We start from the raw sequence: 22,208 nt of genomic DNA on the forward strand, positions 1-22,208 counted from the left end.
CGGCCAAGGCCGGGCTACCCCGTACCAACCATGAGGCACCGCATGCAAATCAAACTCGCCAACCCCCGCGGCTTTTGTGCCGGAGTGGACCGCGCGATCGAAATCGTCAATCGCGCTCTGGAAGTGTTTGGTCCGCCGATTTATGTGCGCCATGAAGTCGTTCACAACAAATTTGTCGTCGAGGACCTGCGCTCTCGCGGTGCGATCTTCGTTGAAGAGCTGGATCAGGTGCCGGATGACGTCATCGTTATCTTCAGTGCCCACGGTGTCTCCCAGGCTGTGCGTACCGAGGCGGCAGGCCGTGGCTTGAAAGTCTTCGATGCTACCTGTCCGCTGGTGACCAAGGTGCATATCGAGGTCGCCCGTTACAGCCGTGACGGCCGCGAGTGCATCCTGATCGGCCACGCCGGTCACCCGGAAGTCGAAGGCACCATGGGCCAGTACGACGCCGCCAACGGCGGTGCGATCTATCTGGTCGAGGACGAAGAGGATGTTGCCAGCCTGCAAGTGCGCAACCCTGAAGCCCTGGCCTTCGTGACCCAGACCACCTTGTCCATGGATGACACCAGCCGGGTGATCGATGCCTTGCGCAAGCGTTTCCCGGCCATTGGCGGGCCGCGCAAGGACGACATCTGCTACGCCACGCAAAACCGTCAGGACGCAGTCAAGCAACTGGCCGATGAATGCGATGTGGTGTTGGTGGTGGGCAGTCCGAACAGCTCCAACTCCAATCGCCTGCGTGAGCTGGCCGAGCGCATGGCGACTCCGGCCTACCTCATCGACGGCGCCGAAGACATGCAACAAGGCTGGTTCGACGGGGTGGAGCGTATTGGTATCACTGCGGGCGCTTCGGCCCCCGAAGTGCTGGTGCGCGGCGTGATCCAGCAATTGCAGGCCTGGGGCGCGACCGGTGCGGATGAGCTTGCCGGCCGCGAGGAGAACATCACCTTCTCGATGCCCAAGGAATTGCGCGTCAAGTCGCTGCTCTGAGGCTATTCAGCCACACAGCGCTGCATCGATTTTCGTGTCCTCGACCCTCACGCGCCCGGCCGGTGCGACTATCACTCGATAGTTGCTCACCGGCTGGTCTGCGGCACATACGTGCAACGTCCTGGCGGTCCTGCGCCGCAACGTCCCCAAATCATTGAAACTGATTTCCTCTACACGCTTGCGGTTATCGACCACTCGCGCCGTGCTGCTATTGGCGCGTTCTATCAGCACCGGATCGTTTTCGTCGGGACCTTTGCCATCCGCGTCGAGTATGATCCGCCAGCCGTTGCTCCAGTCGTTCTCGATGGCATGAAGCGTAACGATCTGATTGCGTGTGACTGCGGCCGCTCTCGCCGAGCGAATGCCGCTGGCCAGCTCCCGGGCGGTTGCAAGCCCGCGGCTGGAATCGATGAGTTCCTTGAAAGACGGGGTTGCGACGTTGGCGAGGATGGCCACCAGTGCAACGACGATCAATAATTCGATCAGTGTGAATCCTGCATGCTTCATATGCCTTCCTCCCTGGAAACCGCCGTTTCAACGCACTGCGGGCGTTCGTCGTGGCAAAACAACCGTACGTCCCGCTATGGATTTTCCCGCGGCGTTGCGGCCTTATAGTCGTAACGTCTAGGAGACACTCAATGCGTCATATAGCCAAGGGATTCAGCCTCATCGAATTGTTAGTCACTGTGTCCCTGGTGGGCATCCTGGCGGCTATCGCTATCCCGAATTTCACCAGCTCCATCCAGAGCAACAAGGCCGATACCGAGCTCAGCGATTTGCAGCGGGCGCTCAACTATGCGCGACTTGAGGCGATAAACAGGGGAGTGGCAGTGCGTATTGCGCCGACCAGCGGTACGGCGTGGACCAGCGAATTGCAGGTGTATCTGGTTTCCGATACTCAGACGACGCCTACGGCGCTGCGAAAAGTGGCGGCCATGAGCAGCGGTGCCACGCTGGTGGCTGATAACAATGCCACGGCAATTGATTTCAACAACCTGGGTGCGCTCATTGCCCCGGCTGCGGCGGTGACCATGACTTACACCCGAGGCACCATTAGCAAGACCATAAAGGTCTGTCTGACCGGTCGGATCACCCTGGGTGGAGGCTGCTGATGGCTGGTGAAACCCGATATCGCCAGACCGGCATGACCCTGATCGAGGTGCTGGTCTCGGTATTGATTCTGGCCATCGGCCTGCTGGGCGCGGCGGCCATCCAGCTCAACGCGCTCAAATACACCGACAGCTCGGCCATGACCAGTCAGGCAAGCTTCATTGCCTACGACATGATGGATCGTATCCGCGCCAATGTTGATGGTAATGCCAGTGCCAATGGGGCGACCAATGTGCTGGCGACTTATGCCTTGGCGAATCTGGATGCGGCACCTGCGGCCAACCCGAACGATGCCAGAGCGCAGGATCTGTCTGATTTCAGAAGCAACATCATCAACTTTGCAGGCCAGAGCGGCACGGGCAGCATCACTGTCAGTAATGCTCCGGAAGTGACCATCATCATTGGCTGGAGCGATAACCGCGCTGCGGGTGCGAGTAATCAGGCAACAGGAAGCCCTGCGGCAACTCCGGTACCTCGGAGCTTTCAACTGGTCTCCCGGATCGGGGTCAACCCATGAGAAAGCTTTCCAGAGGCTTCGGCCTGGTCGAAATCATGGTGGCGCTGGTCCTGGGACTGGTGGTCAGTCTCGGTATCGTGCAGATATTCACGGCTGCCAGAGGCACCTACCAGAGCCAGAATGCCGCAGCGCGGATGCAGGAGGATGCGCGTTTCCTGCTGAGCAAGCTGATGCAGGAAATCAGGATGACCGGCATGTATGGCTGCCTGAGCTTCAGTAACTACACGCCTGTATCTCCTGCTATCCCGTGGCCGATCGCACTGGATACTCCAATTCTCTGGGATAATCCGAGCAGGACGCTGACGCTGGTGACCGCCGACGTGGGGACCACAGGCAGTACGCCCACCTGGACCATTGTTTCAGACTGTCAGTCTACGACACAGCTCTACGCCAGTAAGCGTGCGCCTGCTGCGGGGGAGACGGCCTTTCCGTTGCGGCAGTTGGTCTACACGCTGACGGGAACAAACCTGACCATCCAGTACGGCACGGGGGGCGATGTGCAACCACTTTTACAGAACGTCGCAGACTTCAGTGTTTCCTTCGGCATGGCGGGTAACCCGATGTCCTATACCACGGCCGTTACCAAAGCCAATGCCGACGCTGTACGCAGTGTCCGCATCAGCCTGACGCTGCAGGATGGACAGAACGGCATCGTCAAGTCTCAGCAGTACAACGTTGTTGCTTATCTGCGTAACCGCTTTTGAACGGGCCAGGCATGAACAAGATCGTGCGATTCAATTCGATACCGACCTTCCCAGCGCGACAGCGCGGCATGGTGTTGCTGGTCAGTCTGGTATTTCTGCTGCTGCTGACGCTGCTGGGCATTTCTTCCATGCAGAACGCCACGCTGCAGGAAAAGATGGCGGGCAGTGTCGTGGTTCGTAATGTGTCGTTTCAGGCAGCCGAGGCACAGTTGCGTCTGGGCGAGTCCTCGATCATGGCGTCCGGGTTTTCAATGGCTCCCTGTAAGTCACCGGCTGCCTGCGTCCCGCCGTCGGATTCGACCACCGTAGTCAGGCCGGGATTGGGCACTTCCGGAGTGACCTGGGTCGGGACTGCCAATGCGTTGTTCGGCATCCAGAATCTGGGTACAACGCCTACGCCCATAAAACGTCCTGCAAATTGCACGGGCTCGGTAACGATGTATCGGGTAACAGCCATCGCCATTCAAGGCACCTCACGAACAGTGCTGGAGAGTATTTATGCCAACTGCTAAGGCGCTTCGTGGTGGCTTGAAATACCTCTATGGCGCGCTGTTGGCGTTGTATCTGGCAAGCCCTGTTTATGCCTTCACGCCAGCGCAAGTGCCCTTGTTGAGCTCTCCGGCGGTGCCACCGAACCTTATGCTGCTCGTCGATAACTCGGGCAGTATGTACAACATCATCTGGGATTCGGGATTTGATGCCTCGGTCAATCGTCCTAACATCAGCTACTACTCGACTCAGTGTCTCAGTGGCGTGATCACTGTTGTATGTCCGTTCATAACGACACTTTCGGATGACGATACCCTGTCGGTGGGTGATATCAATGCCTACAGTATTTTCACCCTGTCACTGATGTGTCCATTTGGCGGGCGTCCGGTTTTTCGCAATAACGCTCAGTATTGCCTTAACCTGCCCGATCCGGCCGGGAACGGGCTGACGCGATATACCGCTGATTACCTGTCCTACCTCATTGATCTGGTCCGTCCCAATTTCTTTGGTGTACGCGACTACACTAATGGCGTGATCCCCAACGATTACCGAATGAACGTCGCGAAAACCGTGGCGACCAATCTGGTGACCAACAACACGTCGCTCAGAATCGGTCTTGCCACGTTCAATGATCCAAACAATTTTGATTTAGGGCCCGGAGGCAAGATAGCCAGGGTTGTTTCGGACCTGTCGCCGGTAGCGATCAGTACCTATCAAACCACGGGTGTCTCTCAACAGAAGGCTACTCAAAATATCACTGACCTCAAAACGGCTATCAGCAACCTGACGCCGTCAGCCAATACCCCGCTGGCGGAAACCTACTATGAGATCACCCGCTATTTTCGGGGCATGACGCCGTTCTATCAAAGCGGATCGACCTATGTGAGCCCGATCCAGTACCGCTGCCAGAAAAACTACGGTGTCGTTATAACCGATGGCTTGCCGACCTATGACCGGACGTTCCCGACCAACGACCCTGACGATGTTCTGGACACCACTCGCTCGCTACCCAACTGGGATTTGAACGCAGCCAATGACGGTGTCAACCTGTCTGGCGATGGTGAGGGCGATACGCTGTATCTGGACGATCTTGCCAAGTTCGCCTATGACATTGACCTGCGTCGGGATGCTGTGACAACGGGCGGGGATCTGACCGGCAAAAGTTGGGACACTGCCGGCTTCGTAAAACAGGATCTCAGTACTTACACCATCGGCTTTACGGCCTCGAACCAGATGTTGATCGATGCGGCGGATGATAATCATGGTCACGGCAAATACTTTCAGGCCAACGACAGTTCGGGGCTCAGCTCGGCGCTAGATCTCGCATTAAGCGACATCTACGCCAAAGTCGGCTCTGGCGCAGGGGGCGCGGCAAACTCATCGACGTTTCAGACAGGTACTCAGTTCTATCAGGCGCTTTACGATCCAAGCGATTGGCACGGCACTATCAAAGCCTTCAATCTGGATCAGATAACAGGTGCCTTGAGCGCGCCTGTCTGGACGACTGACACGGCTATTGTCACTGGCTCGACGCCGCCGGTATTCGAGTCGTGGAGCACGCTTGCCACTCCGACGAAGATTCCCTTGGAGTATGCCAGTTTCAGCCCTGCTCAACAGGCTGCGCTGAATGCGACGTTGCCAACCAATGCCACCGGAGCAGAGCTTATTGCCTGGGTCAAGGGCACCGCCAATGCGAAGTTCCGGACACGTACCCGGCTGCTGGGCGATATCGTCAACTCTTCGCTCGGTATTGCACTCCCTTCACAGAAGACCGCCTCTGACCTGACCGGTGACACCACCTACACCACGTATCTGGCCACCAAGGCAAACAGCATGACCCCCAGCATTCTGGCCAATGCCAATGACGGCTTTTTCAACGTCATCAATACCAGTGATGGTTCAAGACGATATGCATACATGCCATCCACTGCGCTGACTTCGCTGGCTACCATTGCTTCGACCAATTATGGATCCGGCGTACACAAGTTCACCGTGGATGGGCAGATTGCGGTGTTCGATACACAGCTGTCAGCCGGCTCATCGTGGCGCACCGTTGCTTATGGCGGTACCGGAGCGGGCGGCAAGGCATTCTTCGCCATCAAGCTATTCGAGGGCACGAGTAACACCGTCAGCGCGTTATGGGAGGTCAAGGCACCTGACACGTCCGACACCAATAACAAATTCAACAACCTTGGATACGCCTATTCCAAACCGGATGTTGCGCGGATGGCGGATGGCACCGGGATTGTGGTGGTCGGGAACGGTTACGGCAGTTTCACCGGCAGAGCGTCGCTCTATGTACTGAATGCCAATACCGGGGCGTTCATTGCCGAGATCCAGACGCCGGTGCTTAACAACGAAACCGATAACGGGCTTTCTTCGGTCAAATTGCGTGTCAACGCTCAGAACGTGGTTCAGGCTGCCTACGCTGGCGACCTGAAAGGTCGGCTCTGGAAGTTCGACATGAGCGGCGCCACCGCCGCCAGCTGGAAGGTGGCTTTTGGCGGCGCGCCGTTGTTCACGGCACCGCGCGGCGCCAACCAACCGATAACGGTTCAGCCCTTCGTGCTCGATCATCCACTTAACGGCAAGCTCGTTTATTTCGGGACGGGCAAGTTCATCGAAGTCGCAGACAAGCAGACCACCGCTCTTCAGGATTTTTACGCGATATGGGATGCCGACTCCGGGACGGGCAGTACCGTCGAGGCGAACCTTCAGGCGCAGGCGGTCAATGGCAGCGTTGTCAGCAACGGAACCACCTATTTCACGTCGACAACCAACGATGTGGACTGGTCAGTCAAGAAAGGCTGGTACATGCCCCTCTCGGCCGTGACGCCCTACCTGGGCGAGCGGATCATTTACCCCGCGCAGACCAGCCGGGGGCGGATCATCTTCTCGACGGCCTCCGTGAACTCCGCCGACCCTTGTGAGAGCACCGGCACCGGTCGTGTATTCGAGCTCAATGCTGCGACTGGCAGCATGCTTAACTATCAGGTGCTCGATACCAGCGGCGATAACGCTATCAACAGTTCAGACCTGCTTGTCGCGGGACTCGGATACACCGGCATCCCGGTCGTCTCGGCTATTGTCGCGGGTACGGGGGACGGCAACGAGGTGAAGATCGTCAATAACTCCACCGGCAACACGCCTGATCGCCTGAAGGAAAAGGGCGGGAGTGGTAACGTTTACCAACGCATCATGTGGCGACAAATCCAATAGGGAAACGAATCATGCGAGCGACATCCAGGGGCTTTACGTTGATCGAACTCATGATCGTCGTGGCGATTGTCGGTATTCTGGCCGCCATCGCGTACCCCAGTTACAACGAGTACGTGAGGCGTACCCAGCGGTCGGCGATTGCCAGTCTGCTGTCCGAGCAAACCCAGGCGCTGGAGCGGTTTTACTCACGAGCGACCCCCCAGCCCACTTACATGGGGGCCAACGTGAGCTTAGGCAATACGTACTACAAGATAACGGCGACCCTTAACGCTACCGACTTCACCCTGACAGCTGACCCTATCGGAGGCACGCTGATGGCTGGCGACAAGTGTGGCAGTTTCGTGATCACTAGCACCGGGGCGCGTACCAACACTGGCGCAACCAGCGGTGTCACTGTCAAAGACTGCTGGGGCCGCTAAACCGTTTCCTTGTCACGAGACCAAGATGTCCAAGCAAAAAATAGTCATTGTCGGCGGTGGCGTCATAGGTCTGTTGACCGCCTTCAATCTGGCGTCCGAGCAGGTCAGCGTCGTGCTGCTGGACCGTTCGGGCGTTGGTCAGGAGTCTTCCTGGGCGGGCGGCGGGATTGTTTCGCCGCTTTACCCATGGCGTTACAGCCCTGCAGTCACCGCGCTGGCGCACTGGTCGCAGGATTTCTACCCGCACCTCGCCGAGCGTTTGCTCGCACAGACCGGTATCGACCCTGAAGTGCACAGGACCGGCCTGTACTGGCTCGACCTTGATGACGAGCAGTTTGCGCTTGAATGGGCTGCCCGCGAAAAACGTTCGTTGAAGCGCGTGGATATCTCGGCGGTGAATGATGCTGTGCCGGTGCTGGGTGAGGGTTATTCGCGGGCGATCTACATGGCCGATGTGGCCAATGTACGTAATCCCCGCCTGGTCAAATCGCTCAAGGCGGCCTTGCTGGCAATGCCCAATGTCGAGATTCGCGAGCAGTGTGAAGTCAGCGGCTTTACCCGTGAAGGCAGCAGGATTTCGGGTGTGCAGACACCTGCAGGGGATATCACCGGTGATCGGGTGATTCTGGCGGCGGGTGCGTGGAGCGGCGAGTTGCTCAAGACCCTGGGGCTGGAGCTGCCGGTCGAGCCGGTAAAGGGCCAGATGATTCTCTACAAGTGCGCATCGGACTTTCTGTCGAGCATGGTGCTGGCGAAAGGGCGCTACGCGATCCCGCGCCGTGACGGGCATATCCTGATCGGCAGCACCCTGGAGCACGAAGGTTTCGACAAAACCACCACGCAGGCCGCATTGGAAAGTTTGAAGGCATCGGCCGTCGAATTGCTTCCGCCATTGGCCCATGCCGAGCCCGTCTCCCAGTGGGCAGGCCTGCGCCCTGGCTCGCCTGAGGGCATCCCGTTCATTGGACCGCTGGACGGTTTTGACGGCCTGTGGCTCAACTGCGGGCATTACCGCAACGGCCTGGTGCTGGCTCCGGCGTCCTGCCAGTTGATCACTGACCTGCTGCTGGAGCGCGAGCCGATCATCGATCCGGCACCCTACGCGCCGGCGGGGCGCCTCGCCGGCTAGTCATCCTCTCGGGCACGAGGGTGTTCTCACGGGCACCTATCGTTCCGCACGCTCCAGCGTGGGAACGCCTTTCGTGACACTCTGCGTCACATAGTTGCTGCCGCTTAACGCATTCAATCCAGGCCCAGCTTCTTCAGGCGATAGCGCAGTGACCTGAACGACAAACTGAGTCTTTCTGCTGCAGCGGTGCGGTTCCAGCGGGTTTCTTCCAGCGCCTGCAGAATGAGCTGGCGTTCGACGCTTTCCAGGTAGTCTTCAAGGTTGTCGATATCGGCCAGGCTCGGGCCGTCGTTCTCCTGAGGGCTGGCAGACTCTGTCAGGCGCAGGTCGCTGGCGTGGATTTCGTCGTTCTCGCACAGCGTGTAAGCGCGCTCCAGCATGTTTTCCAGTTCGCGCACGTTACCGGGGAAGCGGTAGCTCTTCAGCGTTTCCAGCGCCTGCGCGTTCAGGCGCGCGACGGGCTGTGCGCCGTTCCCGGCAAGGCGCTTGAGCACGCTGGCTGCCAGTTGGTCGATATCCTCACGCCGCTCGCGCAACGAGGGCACGCGCACTTCGATCACGTTCAATCGGTAATACAGATCCTGACGGAACCGACCGGCCGCGACCTCTGCATTCAGGTTCTTGTGGGTGGCGCACAGAATGCGCACGTCGACGATCTGCTCTTGCTGGCCGCCGACGCTGCGGATGGATTTTTCCTGAATGGCGCGCAGCAGTTTGACCTGCATGGCCAGCGGCAGGTCTGCGACTTCATCGAGAAACAGCGTCCCGGTGTGCGCCGCCTGAAACAGACCAGGCTTGTCTTCGTGGGCACCGCTAAAGCTGCCTTTGCGATGACCGAAGAATTCGCTTTCCATGAGTTCGGAAGGAATGGCGCCGCAGTTCACCGGTATGAAAGGTTTGTCGATGCGCGGACCCTGCTCGTGGATCAGCCTCGCTACAAGCTCCTTGCCGCTGCCCGACTCACCGCTGATGTAGATCGGCGCCTGGCTGCGGGCCAGCTTGCCGATCTGACTGCGCAAGGTACGCATTGCCAGCGAGTCGCCCAGCAGGCGGTTGTCGATGCTGCGCGTGGGTTGCGCGCCGGGCAGGCTCAGCGCGCTATTGACCAGCTCGCGCAACCTGCCCAGGTCGACCGGCTTGGTCACAAAGTCGAAAGCTCCGGCCTTCAGCGCGTGGATCGCGGTGTCCAGGTTGCCGTGGGCAGTGATCATCGCCACCGGCACGTGGGGGTAGCCGTGCTGTATGTGTTGCACCAGCTCAAGGCCATTGCCGTCCGGCAGACGCATGTCGGTCAGGCACATGTCGAACGGTTCGCGGGCCAGCCAGTCGTGGGCTTCGGCAACGTTACGCGCACTACGGGTGTCGAGTTTCATGCGTCCCAGCGTGATCTCCAGGAGTTCGCGAATATCCGGCTCATCATCGACTATCAGGATTTTTTGCCGTTGGCTCATGCTCAGCTCGTCTTGAACGGGTGGGCGAAGGTAATGCGCAGGCAACTGCCACCCGTGGGGCGGGGCGCGTATTCCAAATGCGCCTGATTGCTTTCACACAGTTCACGTGACAGATATAGACCAAGGCCGGTGCCTTTGCTTTCTGTGGTGAAAAACGGTTCGAACATTTTGCTCAGGTGTTGCTCGCTGACCCCCGGCCCGTCGTCCAGCACTTCCAGTGTGGGCAGGTCGCTCTTCTGGTCATTGTGTAGTTTCAGCCAGACCTGCGCTGACGGATGATTCTTGCCGCTGTAGCGCAGGCCGTTCTGCACCAGGTTGGTCATGATTTGCGTCAGTTGTCCGGAATCCATGCGGGTTGTCAGCGTGCCAGGGCTGATGTCGACATGAATCTTCTGATTGGGCGCAGCGGAACTGCGAAATTCAGCGACAAAGTGTTCCAGCCAGGTTTTCAGATCGAGCAGTTCGGGTTGCGCCTCGCGTCTGCGCGACAACTGCAGGACATTTTCGATGACCCTATCAATGCGTCCCGACTGCTCATGAATGATCTGCCCCAGGCGTCGATCCGCCGCACTGAGCTCTTCCGATTCATTAAGCAACTGCGCCGCATGGCTGACGGCGCCCAGCGGGTTGCGTATCTCATGGGCAATCCCGGCGGTCAGGCGCCCCAGTGCGGCAAGCTTGAGCTGCTGCGCCTGATGGGCGATCTGCGACAGGTCTTCGAGAAAAACCAGCGTCTGACGCTGATCGCCACGGTTGAGTGTGGCAAAACTCGGTTGCAGTACCAGCCCGACGGGGGCGGTGGTGATGCTGCGCGGCACCATGATCGGGTTGACGAGCCACTGGCGCAGGCGTTCAACCAGTTGTGGCGAGCAGGTGTCGATGATCTGGCCGACCAGTTGCTCCTGACCCAGCAGGTGTAAGGCACCCTGATTGGCCAGCAGCACCTGGTGATTGGCATCCAGCACCAGAATGCCGGTACGCATGCGTTGCAGAATGAGTGCGTTGAGTGCTTCGAGGCTGTCGACATCCGCCGCGCGCTGTTCGGCCAGTACCTCGCTGACCTGCATGCGCGCTGTCAGCGCCTGCACCAGCAGGGCGGCGGCGAAGCACAAGGCGCCCAGCGAGCCAGCCTGCACGTAGTCGTTGGAAACCGAGGGTGTGCCGAAGCTGATGTAGAACGTCAGGTAGATGATGCCGATGGCCGAAACCGCAGCGATCAACAAGCCGATACGGCCGCGCAGCAGCACGTTGCTGATCGCCACCGAGGCAATCAACAGGTTGCCGATACCGCTGGAAGGCCCGCCGGCTGCGTAGAATAGCGCGGAGAGCATGATCGCGTCGGTCATCGCCAGGCCGAAAAACTGTGCCTGACGGCTGGGCCGTTCCAGCAACACGACGACCAGAATGTTGAACACCAGATACAACCAGCAGCCCGAGCGGAACAGGTTCGGGTTGGCCAGTTGCAGCAGCTCGGTTTCCAGGCTGCTGGAAATCAACAGAACCAGTACAACGCCGATGGTCAGTCGGTAGAGGTGGTACAGCCGTAGAATCCGCTGTGCCTGCGGGCTGACAAGGGACGGTGAGTCAGCGGTCACGTGCCGCGGGGCCTTGCAGTCGGTGTGCTTCGCTGCAATACCATTGCTGTGCCTGGCTCAGCGCACGATCCTGCGGCAGATGAACGCCACACTGTGCGCATCGCACCATGGGGGTAGACGCCAGTTCAGGCGGCTCGGCGCGGGGTTTCGGCTTGGGGGGATTGATCAGACGCTTGACGAACCAGACCACCGCCGCGATCAACGCGACCCACATAAGTAAGCGAATCATGACTACCAGCTTAGTGATTGACGATGGCGCAGTGTAGCCAAGCCGCGAGCGGGCGCACAGTGGCAAAATTGATGCACAAAAAAAGAGACCCGAAGGCCTCTTTTTTCATGCGCTGAGGATCAGTCGAACAGACCCAGGGTCATGTAGCTGAACCACGAACGGCTCTTGGAGCCTTTCGCTTCGGCGTCTTTTTCCGCCTGTTCGTCCAGCTCTGCCTGATTCTCCGGCAGCAGCTCTTTCGGAATGGAGTCCTTGGCGTCCTGGTACTGCTTCTTCATGTCCTGATCGGCACGGGTCTGGCCCGGTGGCAGCGGTGCGCTACCGTCGATCAGGCCAAGGGTCGCTTTCGACAGCCATGAGCGGTTATCGGCCTCGGCTTCACGCGGGGTGAATTTGCCGTCAGCCAGTTGCGGGTGGTTCGGGTAGTTGGTCTTCAGCACTTCCAGGCTGGTGGCAGCCAGGTCGTCAAGGTGCAGACGCTGATAGGACTCGACCATCACTGCCAGACCGTCGCCGACCGAAGGCGTCTCCTGGAAGTTTTCCACTACGTAACGGCCACGGTTGGCGGCGGCGACGTAGGCCTGACGGGTCAGGTAATAGTCGGCTACGTGGATTTCGTAGGACGCCAGCAGGTTGCGCAGGTAAATCATGCGCTGCTTGGCGTCAGGCGCATAGCGACTGTTCGGAAAGCGGCTGGTCAACTGGGCGAACTCGTTGAACGAGTCGCGGGCAGCGCCCGGGTCACGTTTAGTCTGGTCCAGCGGCAGGAAGCGCGCCAGAAGGCCCACGTCCTGGTCGAAGGAGGTCAGGCCCTTCATGTAATACGCGTAGTCGACGTTCGGGTGCTGCGGATGCAGGCGGATGAAACGCTCGGCAGCGGATTTGGCTGCTTCGGGTTCACCGTTTTTGTAGTTCGAGTAGATCAACTCGAGCTGGGCCTGATCGGCGTAGCGACCGAACGGATAGCGAGATTCCAGCGCCTTGAGCTTCTCAGTGGCACTGTTATAGCTGTTATTTCCCAGGTCGGCCTGCGCCTGCTGGTACAGCTCGACTTCGCTGAGGTTTTCGTCGATGACTTCCTTCGACGAACAGGCCGCAGTCAATGCGAGGATGGCGATCAGCAGCAGGTGTTTCACTTGCATGGCGGCTTGCGTCCCTATAACGGCCTGCTGTCTTGGGCGGGGCCGTCCTGTTATGATGAGCGCCCCGCGATACCGGCGGGACAAAAGACGCCGTATTTAACCACAAGCGCGCTGCCGAAACCAAAGGCTAGCCGCCACCTAGTCTGGTCATGTCCGAAAATATAGAACTTCGCGCAGAGGTGCCGTCCGAATTGGGCGGTCAACGCCTCGATCAAGTCGCCGCACAATTATTCGCTGAGCACTCGCGCTCGCGCCTTTCCGCCTGGATCAAGGACGGCCGCCTGACTGTGGACGGAGGCGTTCTGCGCCCTCGCGACATCGTGCACGGTGGCGCTGTTCTCGAGCTGATTGCCGAGCAGGAGGCCCAGGGTGAATGGGTCGCTCAGGACATCGAGCTCGACATCATCTATGAAGACGACCAGATACTCGTCATCAACAAGCCTGCCGGGCTGGTGGTGCATCCGGCTGCCGGTCATGCCGATGGCACGCTGCTCAACGCCCTGCTGCACCATGTGCCGGACATCATCAATGTTCCGCGTGCCGGCATCGTGCATCGTCTGGACAAGGACACCACCGGTCTGATGGTGGTCGCCAAGACCATTCAGGCACAGACCCAACTGGTTACTCAGTTGCAGAGTCGCAGTGTCAGCCGCATCTACGAGTGCATCGTGATCGGCGTGGTGACCGCAGGCGGCAAGATCGACGCACCGATCGGCCGTCACGGCCAGCAGCGTCAGCGCATGGCGGTGATGGAAGGCGGCAAGCAGGCGGTCAGTCATTACCGCGTGCTGGAGCGCTTCCGTTCGCACACCCATGTACGGGTCAAGCTGGAAACCGGGCGCACCCACCAGATTCGCGTACACATGGCGCACATCAACTACCCGTTGGTCGGCGACCCGGCCTATGGCGGTCGTTTCCGTATCCCGCCAGCGGCCAGCCTGACCATGGTCGATTCGCTCAAGACCTTCCCGCGGCAGGCGTTGCATGCCCGCTTCCTGGAGCTGGATCATCCGACCACCGGTAAGCGCATGAGCTGGGAATCGCCATTGCCGGACGATTTCGTCTGGTTGCTGTCCTTGCTCAAGCAGGATCGCGAGGCGTTCATCGGGTGAATGACTGGCTGATACCTGACTGGCCTGCGCCAGCACAGATCAAGTCCTGCGTTACCACTCGCTCGGGTGGGGTCAGCCTGGCCCCATTCGACAGCTTCAATCTGGGCGATCACGTCGATGACAGCCCAGAGGCCGTGGCGAGCAATCGCCAGCGCCTGAGCTCCAGCCTCAAGGCTCAGCCCGCCTGGTTGAAGCAGGTGCACGGCGTCGACGTCGTGCCTGCCGATCCATCCCGCGTCGTTGAAGCCGATGCCAGCTGGACGAGCACGCCTGGCGTGGCTTGCACCATCATGACCGCCGATTGCCTGCCCGCGCTGTTCTGTCGTCGTGACGGTACGCGTGTGGCTGCCGCGCATGCCGGCTGGCGCGGGCTGGCGGCCGGGGTGCTGGAAGCGACGGCCGACAGCCTGCAGAGTGCTCCCGAAGACATCATGGTCTGGTTAGGACCGGCCATCGGCCAGCCGTCGTTCGAAGTCGGCCCCGAGGTGCGCGAGGCCTTTACCGCCAGCCACCCGCAGACAGCCGCTGCGTTTGTCGCCAGTTCGAATCCTGATCGTTTCATGGCCGACATCTACTCGCTCGCCCGGTTACGACTGGCAGCCCAAGGTATCTCTGCCGTGTACGGCGGCGGGCTGGACACCTTCACCGACCCGCGCTTCTTTTCCTACCGCCGCGCCGCGCGCACTGGCCGCTTCGCTTCGCTGATCTGGATCGAACACGCCTGATTGCCGGGCTGTTTTGCACAAGCCAGCTAGGCTTGCCTGAACACTTGTCTGATCTGTATCAACCCCGGCCCGCTTGAAACGCGCAGAATCGTCCGCATCTAACTGGCTATTCAGCAGGTTTTCTTTATAGGTGTGTTCATTGCTCCGGCCTGCATTAAAGGAAGGTGACAAATGCGTATCGACAGATTGACCAGTAAATTACAGTTAGCGTTATCCGATTCCCAGTCGCTGGCCGTTGGCCTCGACCATCCCGCCATCGAACCTGCGCACTTGATGCAGGCGCTGCTTGAGCAGCAGGGCGGTTCCATCAAGCCTCTGCTGTTGCAGGTAGGCTTCGACATCAACAGCCTGCGCAAGGAACTGAGCGCAGAGCTGGACCGCCTGCCAAAAATCCAGAACCCGACCGGCGACGTCAACATGTCGCAGGATCTGGCGCGCCTGCTCAACCAGGCTGACCGTCTGGCGCAGCAGAAAGGCGACCAGTTCATTTCCAGCGAGCTGGTGCTGCTCGCGGCAATGGACGAGAACAGCAAGCTCGGCAAATTGTTGCTGGGGCAGGGCGTCAGCAAGAAGGCCCTGGAAAACGCCATCAACAACCTGCGCGGCGAAGGTGCCGTGAATGACCCGAACGTCGAAGAGTCGCGTCAGGCGCTGGACAAATACACCGTCGACCTGACCAAGCGTGCCGAAGAGGGCAAACTCGACCCGGTGATCGGACGTGATGACGAGATTCGTCGCACCATTCAGGTCCTGCAGCGGCGCACCAAGAACAACCCGGTGTTGATCGGCGAACCTGGTGTGGGCAAGACCGCCATTGCCGAGGGCCTGGCGCAGCGCATCATCAATGGCGAAGTGCCGGATGGCCTGCGCGGCAAGCGCTTGCTGTCGCTGGACATGGGCGCGTTGATTGCCGGTGCCAAGTACCGTGGCGAGTTCGAAGAGCGCCTCAAGTCGCTGCTCAACGAGCTGTCCAAGCAGGAAGGCCAGATCATTCTGTTCATCGACGAGTTGCACACCATGGTCGGCGCCGGCAAAGGCGAAGGCTCGATGGACGCTGGCAACATGCTCAAACCTGCGCTGGCGCGTGGCGAGCTGCATTGTGTCGGCGCCACCACGCTCAACGAGTACCGCCAATATATAGAGAAGGATGCGGCGCTGGAGCGTCGATTCCAGAAAGTCCTGGTCGACGAGCCTAGCGAAGAAGATACCATCGCCATTCTGCGTGGCCTCAAAGAGCGCTACGAAGTGCACCACAAGGTTGCCATCACCGACGGCGCGATCATCGCGGCGGCCAAGCTGAGCCATCGCTATATCACCGACCGCCAGTTGCCGGACAAGGCCATCGACCTGATCGACGAAGCGGCCAGCCGTATTCGCATGGAGATCGACTCCAAGCCTGAAGTGCTCGACCGCCTTGAACGTCGCCTGATCCAGCTGAAAGTAGAAGCTCAGGCGCTCAAGAAGGAAAAGGACGAGGCGGCGATCAAGCGTCTGGAAAAACTCCAGGGTGAAATCGAGCGTCTTGAGCTTGAGTACGCGGATCTTGAAGAGATCTGGACCTCGGAAAAAGCCGAGGTCACCGGCTCGGCACAGATCCAGCAGAAAATCGAACAGTCTCGTCAGGAGCTGGAAGCCGCTCGCCGCCGTGGCGATCTGAACCGCATGGCGGAGTTGCAGTACGGGATCATTCCCGACCTGGAACGCAGCCTGCAAATGGTCGACCAGCACGGCAAGCCGGAAAACCAGTTGCTGCGCAGCAAGGTGACCGAGGAAGAAATTGCCGAGGTCGTGTCGAAGTGGACCGGTATCCCGGTGTCGAAGATGCTCGAAGGCGAGCGCGACAAGCTGTTGCGCATGGAAACCCTGCTGCACAACCGGGTGATCGGCCAGGAAGAAGCGGTGGTCGCGGTCTCCAATGCCGTGCGTCGTTCGCGTGCCGGGCTTTCCGACCCTAATCGTCCGAGCGGATCGTTCATGTTCCTCGGCCCGACCGGCGTGGGCAAGACCGAGCTGTGCAAGGCGCTGGCCGAGTTCCTGTTCGACACCGAAGAGGCGATGGTGCGTATCGACATGTCCGAGTTCATGGAGAAACATTCCGTGGCTCGCCTGATCGGTGCGCCGCCAGGCTACGTTGGTTACGAAGAGGGCGGCTACCTGACCGAAGCCGTACGTCGCAAGCCGTATTCGCTGATTCTGCTCGACGAGGTCGAGAAGGCGCATTCCGATGTGTTCAACATCCTCTTGCAGGTGCTTGAAGACGGACGCCTGACTGACAGCCACGGGCGTACGGTGGACTTCCGCAATACCGTGATCGTCATGACCTCCAACCTCGGCTCGGCGCAGATCCAGGAACTGGTCGGTGATCGTGAGGCGCAGCGTGCTGCGGTAATGGATGCGGTCGGTACGCACTTCCGTCCGGAGTTCGTTAACCGGATCGACGAAGTGGTGATCTTCGAACCGCTGGCGCGTGACCAGATTGCCGGTATCACCGACATCCAGCTGGGCCGCCTGCGCAAGCGTCTGGCCGAGCGCGAGCTGTCGATGACCCTGAGCCCCGAAGCGCTGGACAAGCTGATCGCGGTTGGTTACGACCCGGTCTATGGCGCACGGCCGCTGAAGCGGGCGATTCAGCGCTGGATCGAGAACCCGCTGGCGCAGATGATCCTCTCGGGCAGCTTCATGCCCGGCACGACCATTACCGGCAAGGTGGTCGACGACGAGATCACGTTTGTCTGACAGCGCTCGTCAACGCTCTATAGAAGGGCCCTCGAACCGAGGGCCTTTTTTTGAGGCGTGGTCAGCAGTAGAATCAGGCCCGAGAGGCGATCTGAAAAAAAATCGCAAATCATTGTCTTAAAAAGCAATTTATAGGGTTGACAGGTGTTTTTAAAATTGTAGAATAGCGCGCCTCAGAGACGTGAACGCAACGATACAAACGAAGCGCAAAGGTCGATGAGATTGAAATCAACGAGTTAACAGCAAGCTGGTTTCAAGGCAACAGGTTGTAAAGTTGAATCTGAAATCGATAGTTCCGCGATAGCTCAGTTGGTAGAGCAAGTGACTGTTAATCACTGGGTCCCTGGTTCGAGTCCAGGTCGTGGAGCCAGATTTCGCAAGGTTCAATGCAGTTTAAGTCGGGGTATAGCGCAGTCCGGTAGCGCGCCTGCTTTGGGAGCAGGATGTCAGGAGTTCGAATCCCCTTACCCCGACCATATTTGGGTCGTTAGCTCAGTTGGTAGAGCAGTTGGCTTTTAACCAATTGGTCGTAGGTTCGAATCCCACACGACCCACCATTTTTGGCTTCAAGGTTCACCTTGGAGCCGAATCTTAAAGATCTGATGCCACTCGTATCAGGTCGCAGGCAGCTGGTTGAGGTGCCTTGATTTACCGGGGTATAGCGCAGTCCGGTAGCGCGCCTGCTTTGGGAGCAGGATGTCAGGAGTTCGAATCCCCTTACCCCGACCAAACACTGTTGTGGCTGTATCTTTAGGACCTTGATGGGTGTTCATGTCTCAGTTTGAGGCAGGCTTTACCGTATGAGGGGTCTTATACCCAAACAAGCAGCCGTCTGTCGCGAAACATAGCGCCAGCAAGCTGTGATGTCAAATTGGAGCGCCCCGTACCGAGCGAAAGCTTGTGTACGGGGCGTTTTTTTTGGCAAAAAATGCTGTGCTGCGCGTGTATCGGCCCATATGAAGCAGTCATTAGGCCTGATAACTAAATAATCGGCATCGCGATGCATCTGCTGATAATGGCAGATTGAGTATTTTTACAAATATCCAACGCAAGGGATCAGCCTGACCTGCCGATCCATCCGGCCAGTTCCAGCATTTCCGGGCGTAGATGCCGAGCATCCTGGCTTGGGACAGGTCTTTCCTCGATCACTGGTTCAGCACTAGCTCCTCCGCCGGCTATGTTGTTCTGTACCCACCTGGTGAGTTCCCCCAAGCTTCTCAACAGATCTTCTGGACTGGAGCAGCCTAACGGTAGCTGGCTGACTGCGGTGTCGCGGTCACTAGCGGGTGAGGGCGTTTCGTCGCGGTTCACTATCCTGGTATCTGGAGCAGTTGACGGGCTCATGGTCGAGACCGGTGTAGGCAATGCGCGGGGCCTGGCCAAGGCCCGGCCAGCTGAGCTTTCGGCTTCTGCAGTTGTTTCGCGAGTCGTAGTCGACAGAGTCAAGTCCTTAACTGGAGCAGATATTGATCGGTGTCTATCAGCACGCAGCGTCGCATCCGGTTTTGCCATGTAGCTAATTTTGGCCGGCCGCTTTCCTCGTTCATTCATCACCTCCCGCATCATGTCGTAGTCGGGTTCGATGTAATCCATCGTGGTAGCTATATTCGAGTGGTTCAGCAATTTCTTGGTCAGATAGATATTGCGCTCCGGTAGCGTCATCAGCTCACTGGCGATCGTGTGTCGGAAGCGGTGAGGCGTCATCCGTATACCGGTCATTGCAGTGAGTTTTTTATACATCGCCTCGACTTGGTTGGAGTTCATCTCATGGCGGCGGTAGTGGCCTGAAAATCTGTTTACGTTGAATAACTGGTCACCAGGCTGGAACCTCAAGGCCTTCGCTGCGTGCATAAGCGTTTCTAGCTGAGCCATCAGGCCGTCCGGGATAGGAATCAGGAACTCACGATGAGTCTTCTCCGTTTCGCCTCTAACTCTGATCAGCCGGTCGCGCAGGTATACATCCGCATATCTCAGGCATAGCAGCGCGTTGAGCCTGATCCCCGTGTAGTAGAACGTTTCGAACACGCTCAGCCAGAACCAGGCAGGTGTAATTTCTGTCCGTTTTGCGGTGTCACGCTCCTCTGCGGTCAGCATCCTCAACCAGTTCGAGCGCGGACGCTTGCGTCGTTCGCAACTGTCTTTTTTGGGCGCTTGGGCGGCATCACACGCGTGTTTTAAGTGGGTTAACAACCAGATCCAGCAGACCGTGCTCGATTGCATAGCCGTATATGGTGCGCAAATGGCTGGAGTCGGGCCTAAGGTCATGAGTGAGTATGTATTCCTGGGGCAGTTCCGGAAGCGTCATCGGTTTCATTCAGATGTGTCCTTGTCTACCAATTCTGCCAAGCTGATGACCGGGTTGTCATAGGGCACCTCGCTGAAAACGTCGGTAGGTTCTATGAGCAGATAACCCCGCAGTTGCTTGCTTTTTCGTGGTCCTTTGACCAGGCATGTCCAGATGTTCAAGCCTGCGCCAGTCTTGCGATGTTTTTTCAGCTTCTCAAAAGAACGCTGAACGACCTGCCAAGCTTCCAGATCTCGCTCTTTAGCCTCACGCTCTATGTCTGGGTGCTCAAGTGCGTAACGTTTGAATAAGTCCGGGCTCACCAGGAACGCAGTGCCATCCACGGTATGCACACGTGCCTTGGCGTCATTGATGATGATCCTGTGGGAGATCACGCCCCCCTTCAGCCAGGTGAGGAAGTTCGAGCCGTGGCTTGAGCTACCTTCCGGCGAGACTTTTGCTGGCTCTTCGACTGGGGCTGTGTGGTTTTCTGCCTTGTTACCCACAAGCTGCCGAGGTTGGCTAAGACGGGTAGCTGCCGGAGGAGGGGGCAAAAACGGAATCTGGTCATCATCGCCTACCGGCTCGGGTGCTGGTTGAGTCGATGCTGTCGCTACCGGGTCCGGGAACAGATCGAGCAGCTCGTCCAGCGCATCAAAATCTTTTGCTGCAGCAGGTGCTTGCTTAGCTGCAGGGCGCGCTGCTGATGCTGATGCTGCAGGCGTATTTTTGCTGTTCACCGGTTGAGATTCGTCGCCTCCAGCAGGAACTTGCTCGTTGCCATCCGCCATTGGCGCAGATTCCACGGTCAGCGTGCCGGTATACGTCTCAGGTCTATCAGTGGTGTTTGGTCAGATCAGTGCCGGCGCTATTTTCAGCACTGTGAACGTGTTCTTCCAGCCGCGACCATTATCGATGCTGGCCTTCCAAATGGCTTTTCCCTCTCCGTTGGGCTGAATGATCGCTTGATCCTGGAGCAGATTAAACATTGGGGCGTTGGAGGTGGGGATGTGTTCGATACCCTGAGACAATAGAAGAGCTCTGAGCTGATCTACGGCTGGCTTGCTGACAAGCCACAAGCCTTCCTGAGTCAGCCATCCGTCCGAGGGGCCGTCGGGCTGGTTCAACTTGAATTTATCCGCCACGAGCATCCTCAAGCCTTCAGCCAACTGCCGTTGGATAGACTGTTTGGGCGCTGACATAGCCCTACCAGGATTGCCTCCGAGTTCCTGTGCCACGGAAGCCTGGTCTGCTTGAGAGACAATTTCACCAAGGATATCGGCATGCTCATACTGACCTGCGAACGCGAACACGAGTTGAGACCAGAGCTCGGGAAACCCGCTGAGCCAGTCCAGTGCCTTTGCCGGAATTACATTGGAGTAGATCAGCGACGAAGCGGCTCCATGTAACCGATAGTCTCGACCTTTCACGTACCTGAATCGGTATGGCTGATCCAGAGGCCCATGCCATGGATGCCAGATAGTGCCATCTGCGAGCTCAACCTTGACGTCTACTGCAATCTTGCCCAGGTCGTGGACGAGCGCACCGTAGGCCGATGCTGCAGACCATGCTTCCGACTGGGCCGCCTGCGACTCGGGCGGTGCTCCGATGGGAAGCAAATACATTTGCCGTATCTTCAATGCGTAGGCGACGATTTCGAGACCGTGATCCAGCATGCCACCATGATATGCATGGTGGTGATTCTCAGAGGCAGGGAGATGCTGCACCAAGGCTGCATAGCCCTTGAATGCCTGCATGTAAAGGGTCTCGAACTGCTCACGCGGCAGAGAGGTCCGCTGCCAGATATTTTCAATCAACTGGCGCCGTCGGGAAGTCGACAGCAACGCGTCGGGAGATTCTGGTTTGAAAAAGCCTGCAGCAGCATTGGACGATATCGGAGACGCTTTTCTTCGCGTGAAGAAACTGAGCATATAGGCACCCATGATGAAGTCATTGGTGGGCCTTTTGCTCTATATGGCTCAGCGTGACAAGTCGAAACCTATATCCGTCCTGGAAAGGTTATATGCATAAGACGCCACCTGATTGGGCGGGATCCAAGCAGTGTCAGTAATCGGATGTTGCCACGCTTGCGTGGAAAAATGTAGCCTCCAAGTATCTGTTAAGTAACATCTTTTATAAAATTCATTTTTATGGAGGCCGCCTCTCGTACCCTTTTGGCATCCATTTCCGGTGGACTCGCCGGCCTTTTCGGGTAAGGCACTTACCCTTATTCCCCCATTCCATTCAAACCCTTCGCTTTGCCATTTGCTTCAGCCCATTTCGCCCCTTTCGGTGCGGACGACGTGCGGCAGACGAAGACGGACAGCCCCTGGTCGAGTCGAAGTCAAAGGCATGGG

Annotated in this window: 16 protein-coding genes, 4 tRNA genes and 2 pseudogenes; 15 read left to right on the forward strand and 7 right to left on the reverse strand. The window is 58.3% G+C overall.

The window, feature by feature from the left end:
* The first annotated feature begins 42 nt into the window (after positions 1-42).
* Positions 43-990, forward strand: coding sequence for a 4-hydroxy-3-methylbut-2-enyl diphosphate reductase (gene ispH, locus KUIN1_RS03890; RefSeq protein ID WP_003318785.1), 948 nt, complete (start codon positions 43-45; stop codon positions 988-990).
* Positions 991-996: 6 nt separating this feature from the next.
* Here ispH and KUIN1_RS03895 read toward each other — a convergent pair whose 3' ends face one another.
* Positions 997-1,497, reverse strand: a complete 501-nt coding sequence (locus KUIN1_RS03895; protein WP_116886766.1) for a GspH/FimT family pseudopilin — start codon at positions 1,495-1,497, stop codon at positions 997-999.
* A 131-nt stretch (positions 1,498-1,628) separates the two neighbouring features.
* On the opposite strand from KUIN1_RS03895, the gene KUIN1_RS03900 reads away from it, so the two are divergent.
* The 7 genes from KUIN1_RS03900 to thiO are packed head-to-tail and all read left to right on the forward strand — an operon-like array spanning position 1,629 to position 8,577.
* Positions 1,629-2,102 carry a GspH/FimT family pseudopilin gene (locus KUIN1_RS03900; RefSeq protein ID WP_003403528.1) on the forward strand — a complete coding sequence of 158 codons (474 nt, stop codon included), beginning with the start codon at positions 1,629-1,631 and terminating at the stop codon, positions 2,100-2,102.
* Positions 2,102-2,617: a type IV pilus modification protein PilV gene (gene pilV / locus KUIN1_RS03905; RefSeq protein WP_024651292.1), complete on the forward strand. Its 516-nt coding sequence runs from the start codon at positions 2,102-2,104 to the stop codon at positions 2,615-2,617. Before KUIN1_RS03900 ends, pilV begins: the two co-directional genes overlap by 1 nt.
* On the forward strand, positions 2,614-3,321 hold the full coding sequence (locus KUIN1_RS03910; protein WP_011266584.1) for a PilW family protein: 708 nt from the start codon (positions 2,614-2,616) through the stop codon (positions 3,319-3,321). Before pilV ends, KUIN1_RS03910 begins: the two co-directional genes overlap by 4 nt.
* A gap of 11 nt (positions 3,322-3,332) precedes the next feature.
* On the forward strand, positions 3,333-3,833 hold the full coding sequence (locus KUIN1_RS03915; RefSeq protein WP_003403523.1) for a pilus assembly PilX family protein: 501 nt from the start codon (positions 3,333-3,335) through the stop codon (positions 3,831-3,833).
* Positions 3,820-7,029 (forward strand): pilus assembly protein, encoded by a 3,210-nt coding sequence (locus KUIN1_RS03920; RefSeq protein ID WP_152091838.1) that lies wholly within the window; start codon positions 3,820-3,822, stop codon positions 7,027-7,029. Before KUIN1_RS03915 ends, KUIN1_RS03920 begins: the two co-directional genes overlap by 14 nt.
* Positions 7,030-7,040: 11 nt before the next feature.
* A complete protein-coding gene (locus KUIN1_RS03925; protein WP_057456888.1) occupies positions 7,041-7,448 on the forward strand; it encodes a type IV pilin protein in 408 nt (135 codons plus the stop codon).
* A 25-nt stretch (positions 7,449-7,473) separates the two neighbouring features.
* Entirely contained in the window at positions 7,474-8,577 is a 1,104-nt protein-coding gene (gene thiO, locus KUIN1_RS03930; RefSeq protein WP_152091839.1) for a glycine oxidase ThiO, read from the forward strand.
* A gap of 113 nt (positions 8,578-8,690) precedes the next feature.
* On the opposite strand, the gene KUIN1_RS03940 is transcribed toward thiO, so the two are convergent.
* The 4 genes from KUIN1_RS03940 to KUIN1_RS03955 form a co-directional block, all read right to left on the reverse strand.
* Positions 8,691-10,028 (reverse strand): sigma-54-dependent transcriptional regulator, encoded by a 1,338-nt coding sequence (locus tag KUIN1_RS03940; RefSeq protein WP_011266589.1) that lies wholly within the window; start codon positions 10,026-10,028, stop codon positions 8,691-8,693.
* A gap of 2 nt (positions 10,029-10,030) precedes the next feature.
* On the reverse strand, positions 10,031-11,623 hold the full coding sequence (locus tag KUIN1_RS03945) for a sensor histidine kinase (protein ID WP_003403505.1): 1,593 nt from the start codon (positions 11,621-11,623) through the stop codon (positions 10,031-10,033).
* Positions 11,613-11,852: a PP0621 family protein gene (locus KUIN1_RS03950; RefSeq protein WP_011266590.1), complete on the reverse strand. Its 240-nt coding sequence runs from the start codon at positions 11,850-11,852 to the stop codon at positions 11,613-11,615. Before KUIN1_RS03950 ends, KUIN1_RS03945 begins: the two co-directional genes overlap by 11 nt.
* A 119-nt stretch (positions 11,853-11,971) precedes the next feature.
* Complete coding sequence (locus KUIN1_RS03955; RefSeq protein WP_152091840.1) at positions 11,972-12,994, reverse strand: outer membrane protein assembly factor BamD; 1,023 nt, start codon at positions 12,992-12,994, stop codon at positions 11,972-11,974.
* A gap of 149 nt (positions 12,995-13,143) precedes the next feature.
* Between KUIN1_RS03955 and rluD the strand changes: the two genes are divergently transcribed.
* The 7 genes from rluD to KUIN1_RS03990 all read left to right on the forward strand — a co-directional run bounded on the left by rluD (position 13,144) and on the right by KUIN1_RS03990 (position 18,296).
* Positions 13,144-14,106 (forward strand): 23S rRNA pseudouridine(1911/1915/1917) synthase RluD, encoded by a 963-nt coding sequence (rluD, locus tag KUIN1_RS03960; RefSeq protein WP_002551999.1) that lies wholly within the window; start codon positions 13,144-13,146, stop codon positions 14,104-14,106.
* Positions 14,103-14,831 (forward strand): peptidoglycan editing factor PgeF, encoded by a 729-nt coding sequence (gene pgeF, locus KUIN1_RS03965; RefSeq protein WP_152091841.1) that lies wholly within the window; start codon positions 14,103-14,105, stop codon positions 14,829-14,831. The genes rluD and pgeF overlap by 4 nt, the downstream gene beginning before the upstream one ends.
* A gap of 171 nt (positions 14,832-15,002) precedes the next feature.
* Entirely contained in the window at positions 15,003-17,567 is a 2,565-nt protein-coding gene (gene clpB, locus KUIN1_RS03970) for an ATP-dependent chaperone ClpB (protein ID WP_011266593.1), read from the forward strand.
* Positions 17,568-17,861: 294 nt separating this feature from the next.
* Positions 17,862-17,937, forward strand: a tRNA-Asn gene (locus tag KUIN1_RS03975).
* Between the two features lie 29 nt (positions 17,938-17,966).
* Positions 17,967-18,043: transfer RNA gene (locus KUIN1_RS03980), tRNA-Pro, on the forward strand.
* A 5-nt stretch (positions 18,044-18,048) separates the two neighbouring features.
* A tRNA-Lys gene (locus tag KUIN1_RS03985) sits at positions 18,049-18,124 on the forward strand.
* A gap of 95 nt (positions 18,125-18,219) precedes the next feature.
* Positions 18,220-18,296: transfer RNA gene (locus KUIN1_RS03990), tRNA-Pro, on the forward strand.
* 327 nt (positions 18,297-18,623) lie between these two features.
* Here the strand turns inward: KUIN1_RS03990 and KUIN1_RS04000 are convergent.
* Positions 18,624-19,881 (reverse strand): annotated as a pseudogene (locus KUIN1_RS04000) (site-specific integrase).
* A pseudogene (gene mobH / locus KUIN1_RS04005) lies at positions 19,878-21,794 on the reverse strand (MobH family relaxase). The pseudogenes KUIN1_RS04000 and mobH overlap by 4 nt, the downstream one beginning before the upstream one ends.
* Positions 21,795-22,208 lie beyond the last annotated feature (414 nt).

Origin of the sequence: Pseudomonas sp. KUIN-1, from assembly GCF_009176725.1 — a bacterium.
In the GTDB taxonomy this organism is placed as follows: domain Bacteria; phylum Pseudomonadota; class Gammaproteobacteria; order Pseudomonadales; family Pseudomonadaceae; genus Aquipseudomonas; species Aquipseudomonas fragariae.

Bases quoted from the DNA above. Each gene is read 5' to 3' on its own strand.
- KUIN1_RS03925 (WP_057456888.1), top strand. From the start codon at position 7,041: ATGCGAGCGACATCCAGGGGCTTTACGTTGATCGAACTCATGATCGTC.
- KUIN1_RS03940 (WP_011266589.1), bottom strand. From the start codon at position 10,028: ATGAGCCAACGGCAAAAAATCCTGATAGTCGATGATGAGCCGGATATT.
- KUIN1_RS03920 (WP_152091838.1), top strand. From the start codon at position 3,820: ATGCCAACTGCTAAGGCGCTTCGTGGTGGCTTGAAATACCTCTATGGC.
- KUIN1_RS03950 (WP_011266590.1), bottom strand. From the start codon at position 11,852: ATGATTCGCTTACTTATGTGGGTCGCGTTGATCGCGGCGGTGGTCTGG.
- ispH (WP_003318785.1), top strand. From the start codon at position 43: ATGCAAATCAAACTCGCCAACCCCCGCGGCTTTTGTGCCGGAGTGGAC.
- clpB (WP_011266593.1), top strand. From the start codon at position 15,003: ATGCGTATCGACAGATTGACCAGTAAATTACAGTTAGCGTTATCCGAT.
- KUIN1_RS03910 (WP_011266584.1), top strand. From the start codon at position 2,614: ATGAGAAAGCTTTCCAGAGGCTTCGGCCTGGTCGAAATCATGGTGGCG.
- KUIN1_RS03900 (WP_003403528.1), top strand. From the start codon at position 1,629: ATGCGTCATATAGCCAAGGGATTCAGCCTCATCGAATTGTTAGTCACT.
- pilV (WP_024651292.1), top strand. From the start codon at position 2,102: ATGGCTGGTGAAACCCGATATCGCCAGACCGGCATGACCCTGATCGAG.
- KUIN1_RS03895 (WP_116886766.1), bottom strand. From the start codon at position 1,497: ATGAAGCATGCAGGATTCACACTGATCGAATTATTGATCGTCGTTGCA.
- thiO (WP_152091839.1), top strand. From the start codon at position 7,474: ATGTCCAAGCAAAAAATAGTCATTGTCGGCGGTGGCGTCATAGGTCTG.
- rluD (WP_002551999.1), top strand. From the start codon at position 13,144: ATGTCCGAAAATATAGAACTTCGCGCAGAGGTGCCGTCCGAATTGGGC.
- KUIN1_RS03955 (WP_152091840.1), bottom strand. From the start codon at position 12,994: ATGCAAGTGAAACACCTGCTGCTGATCGCCATCCTCGCATTGACTGCG.
- KUIN1_RS03915 (WP_003403523.1), top strand. From the start codon at position 3,333: ATGAACAAGATCGTGCGATTCAATTCGATACCGACCTTCCCAGCGCGA.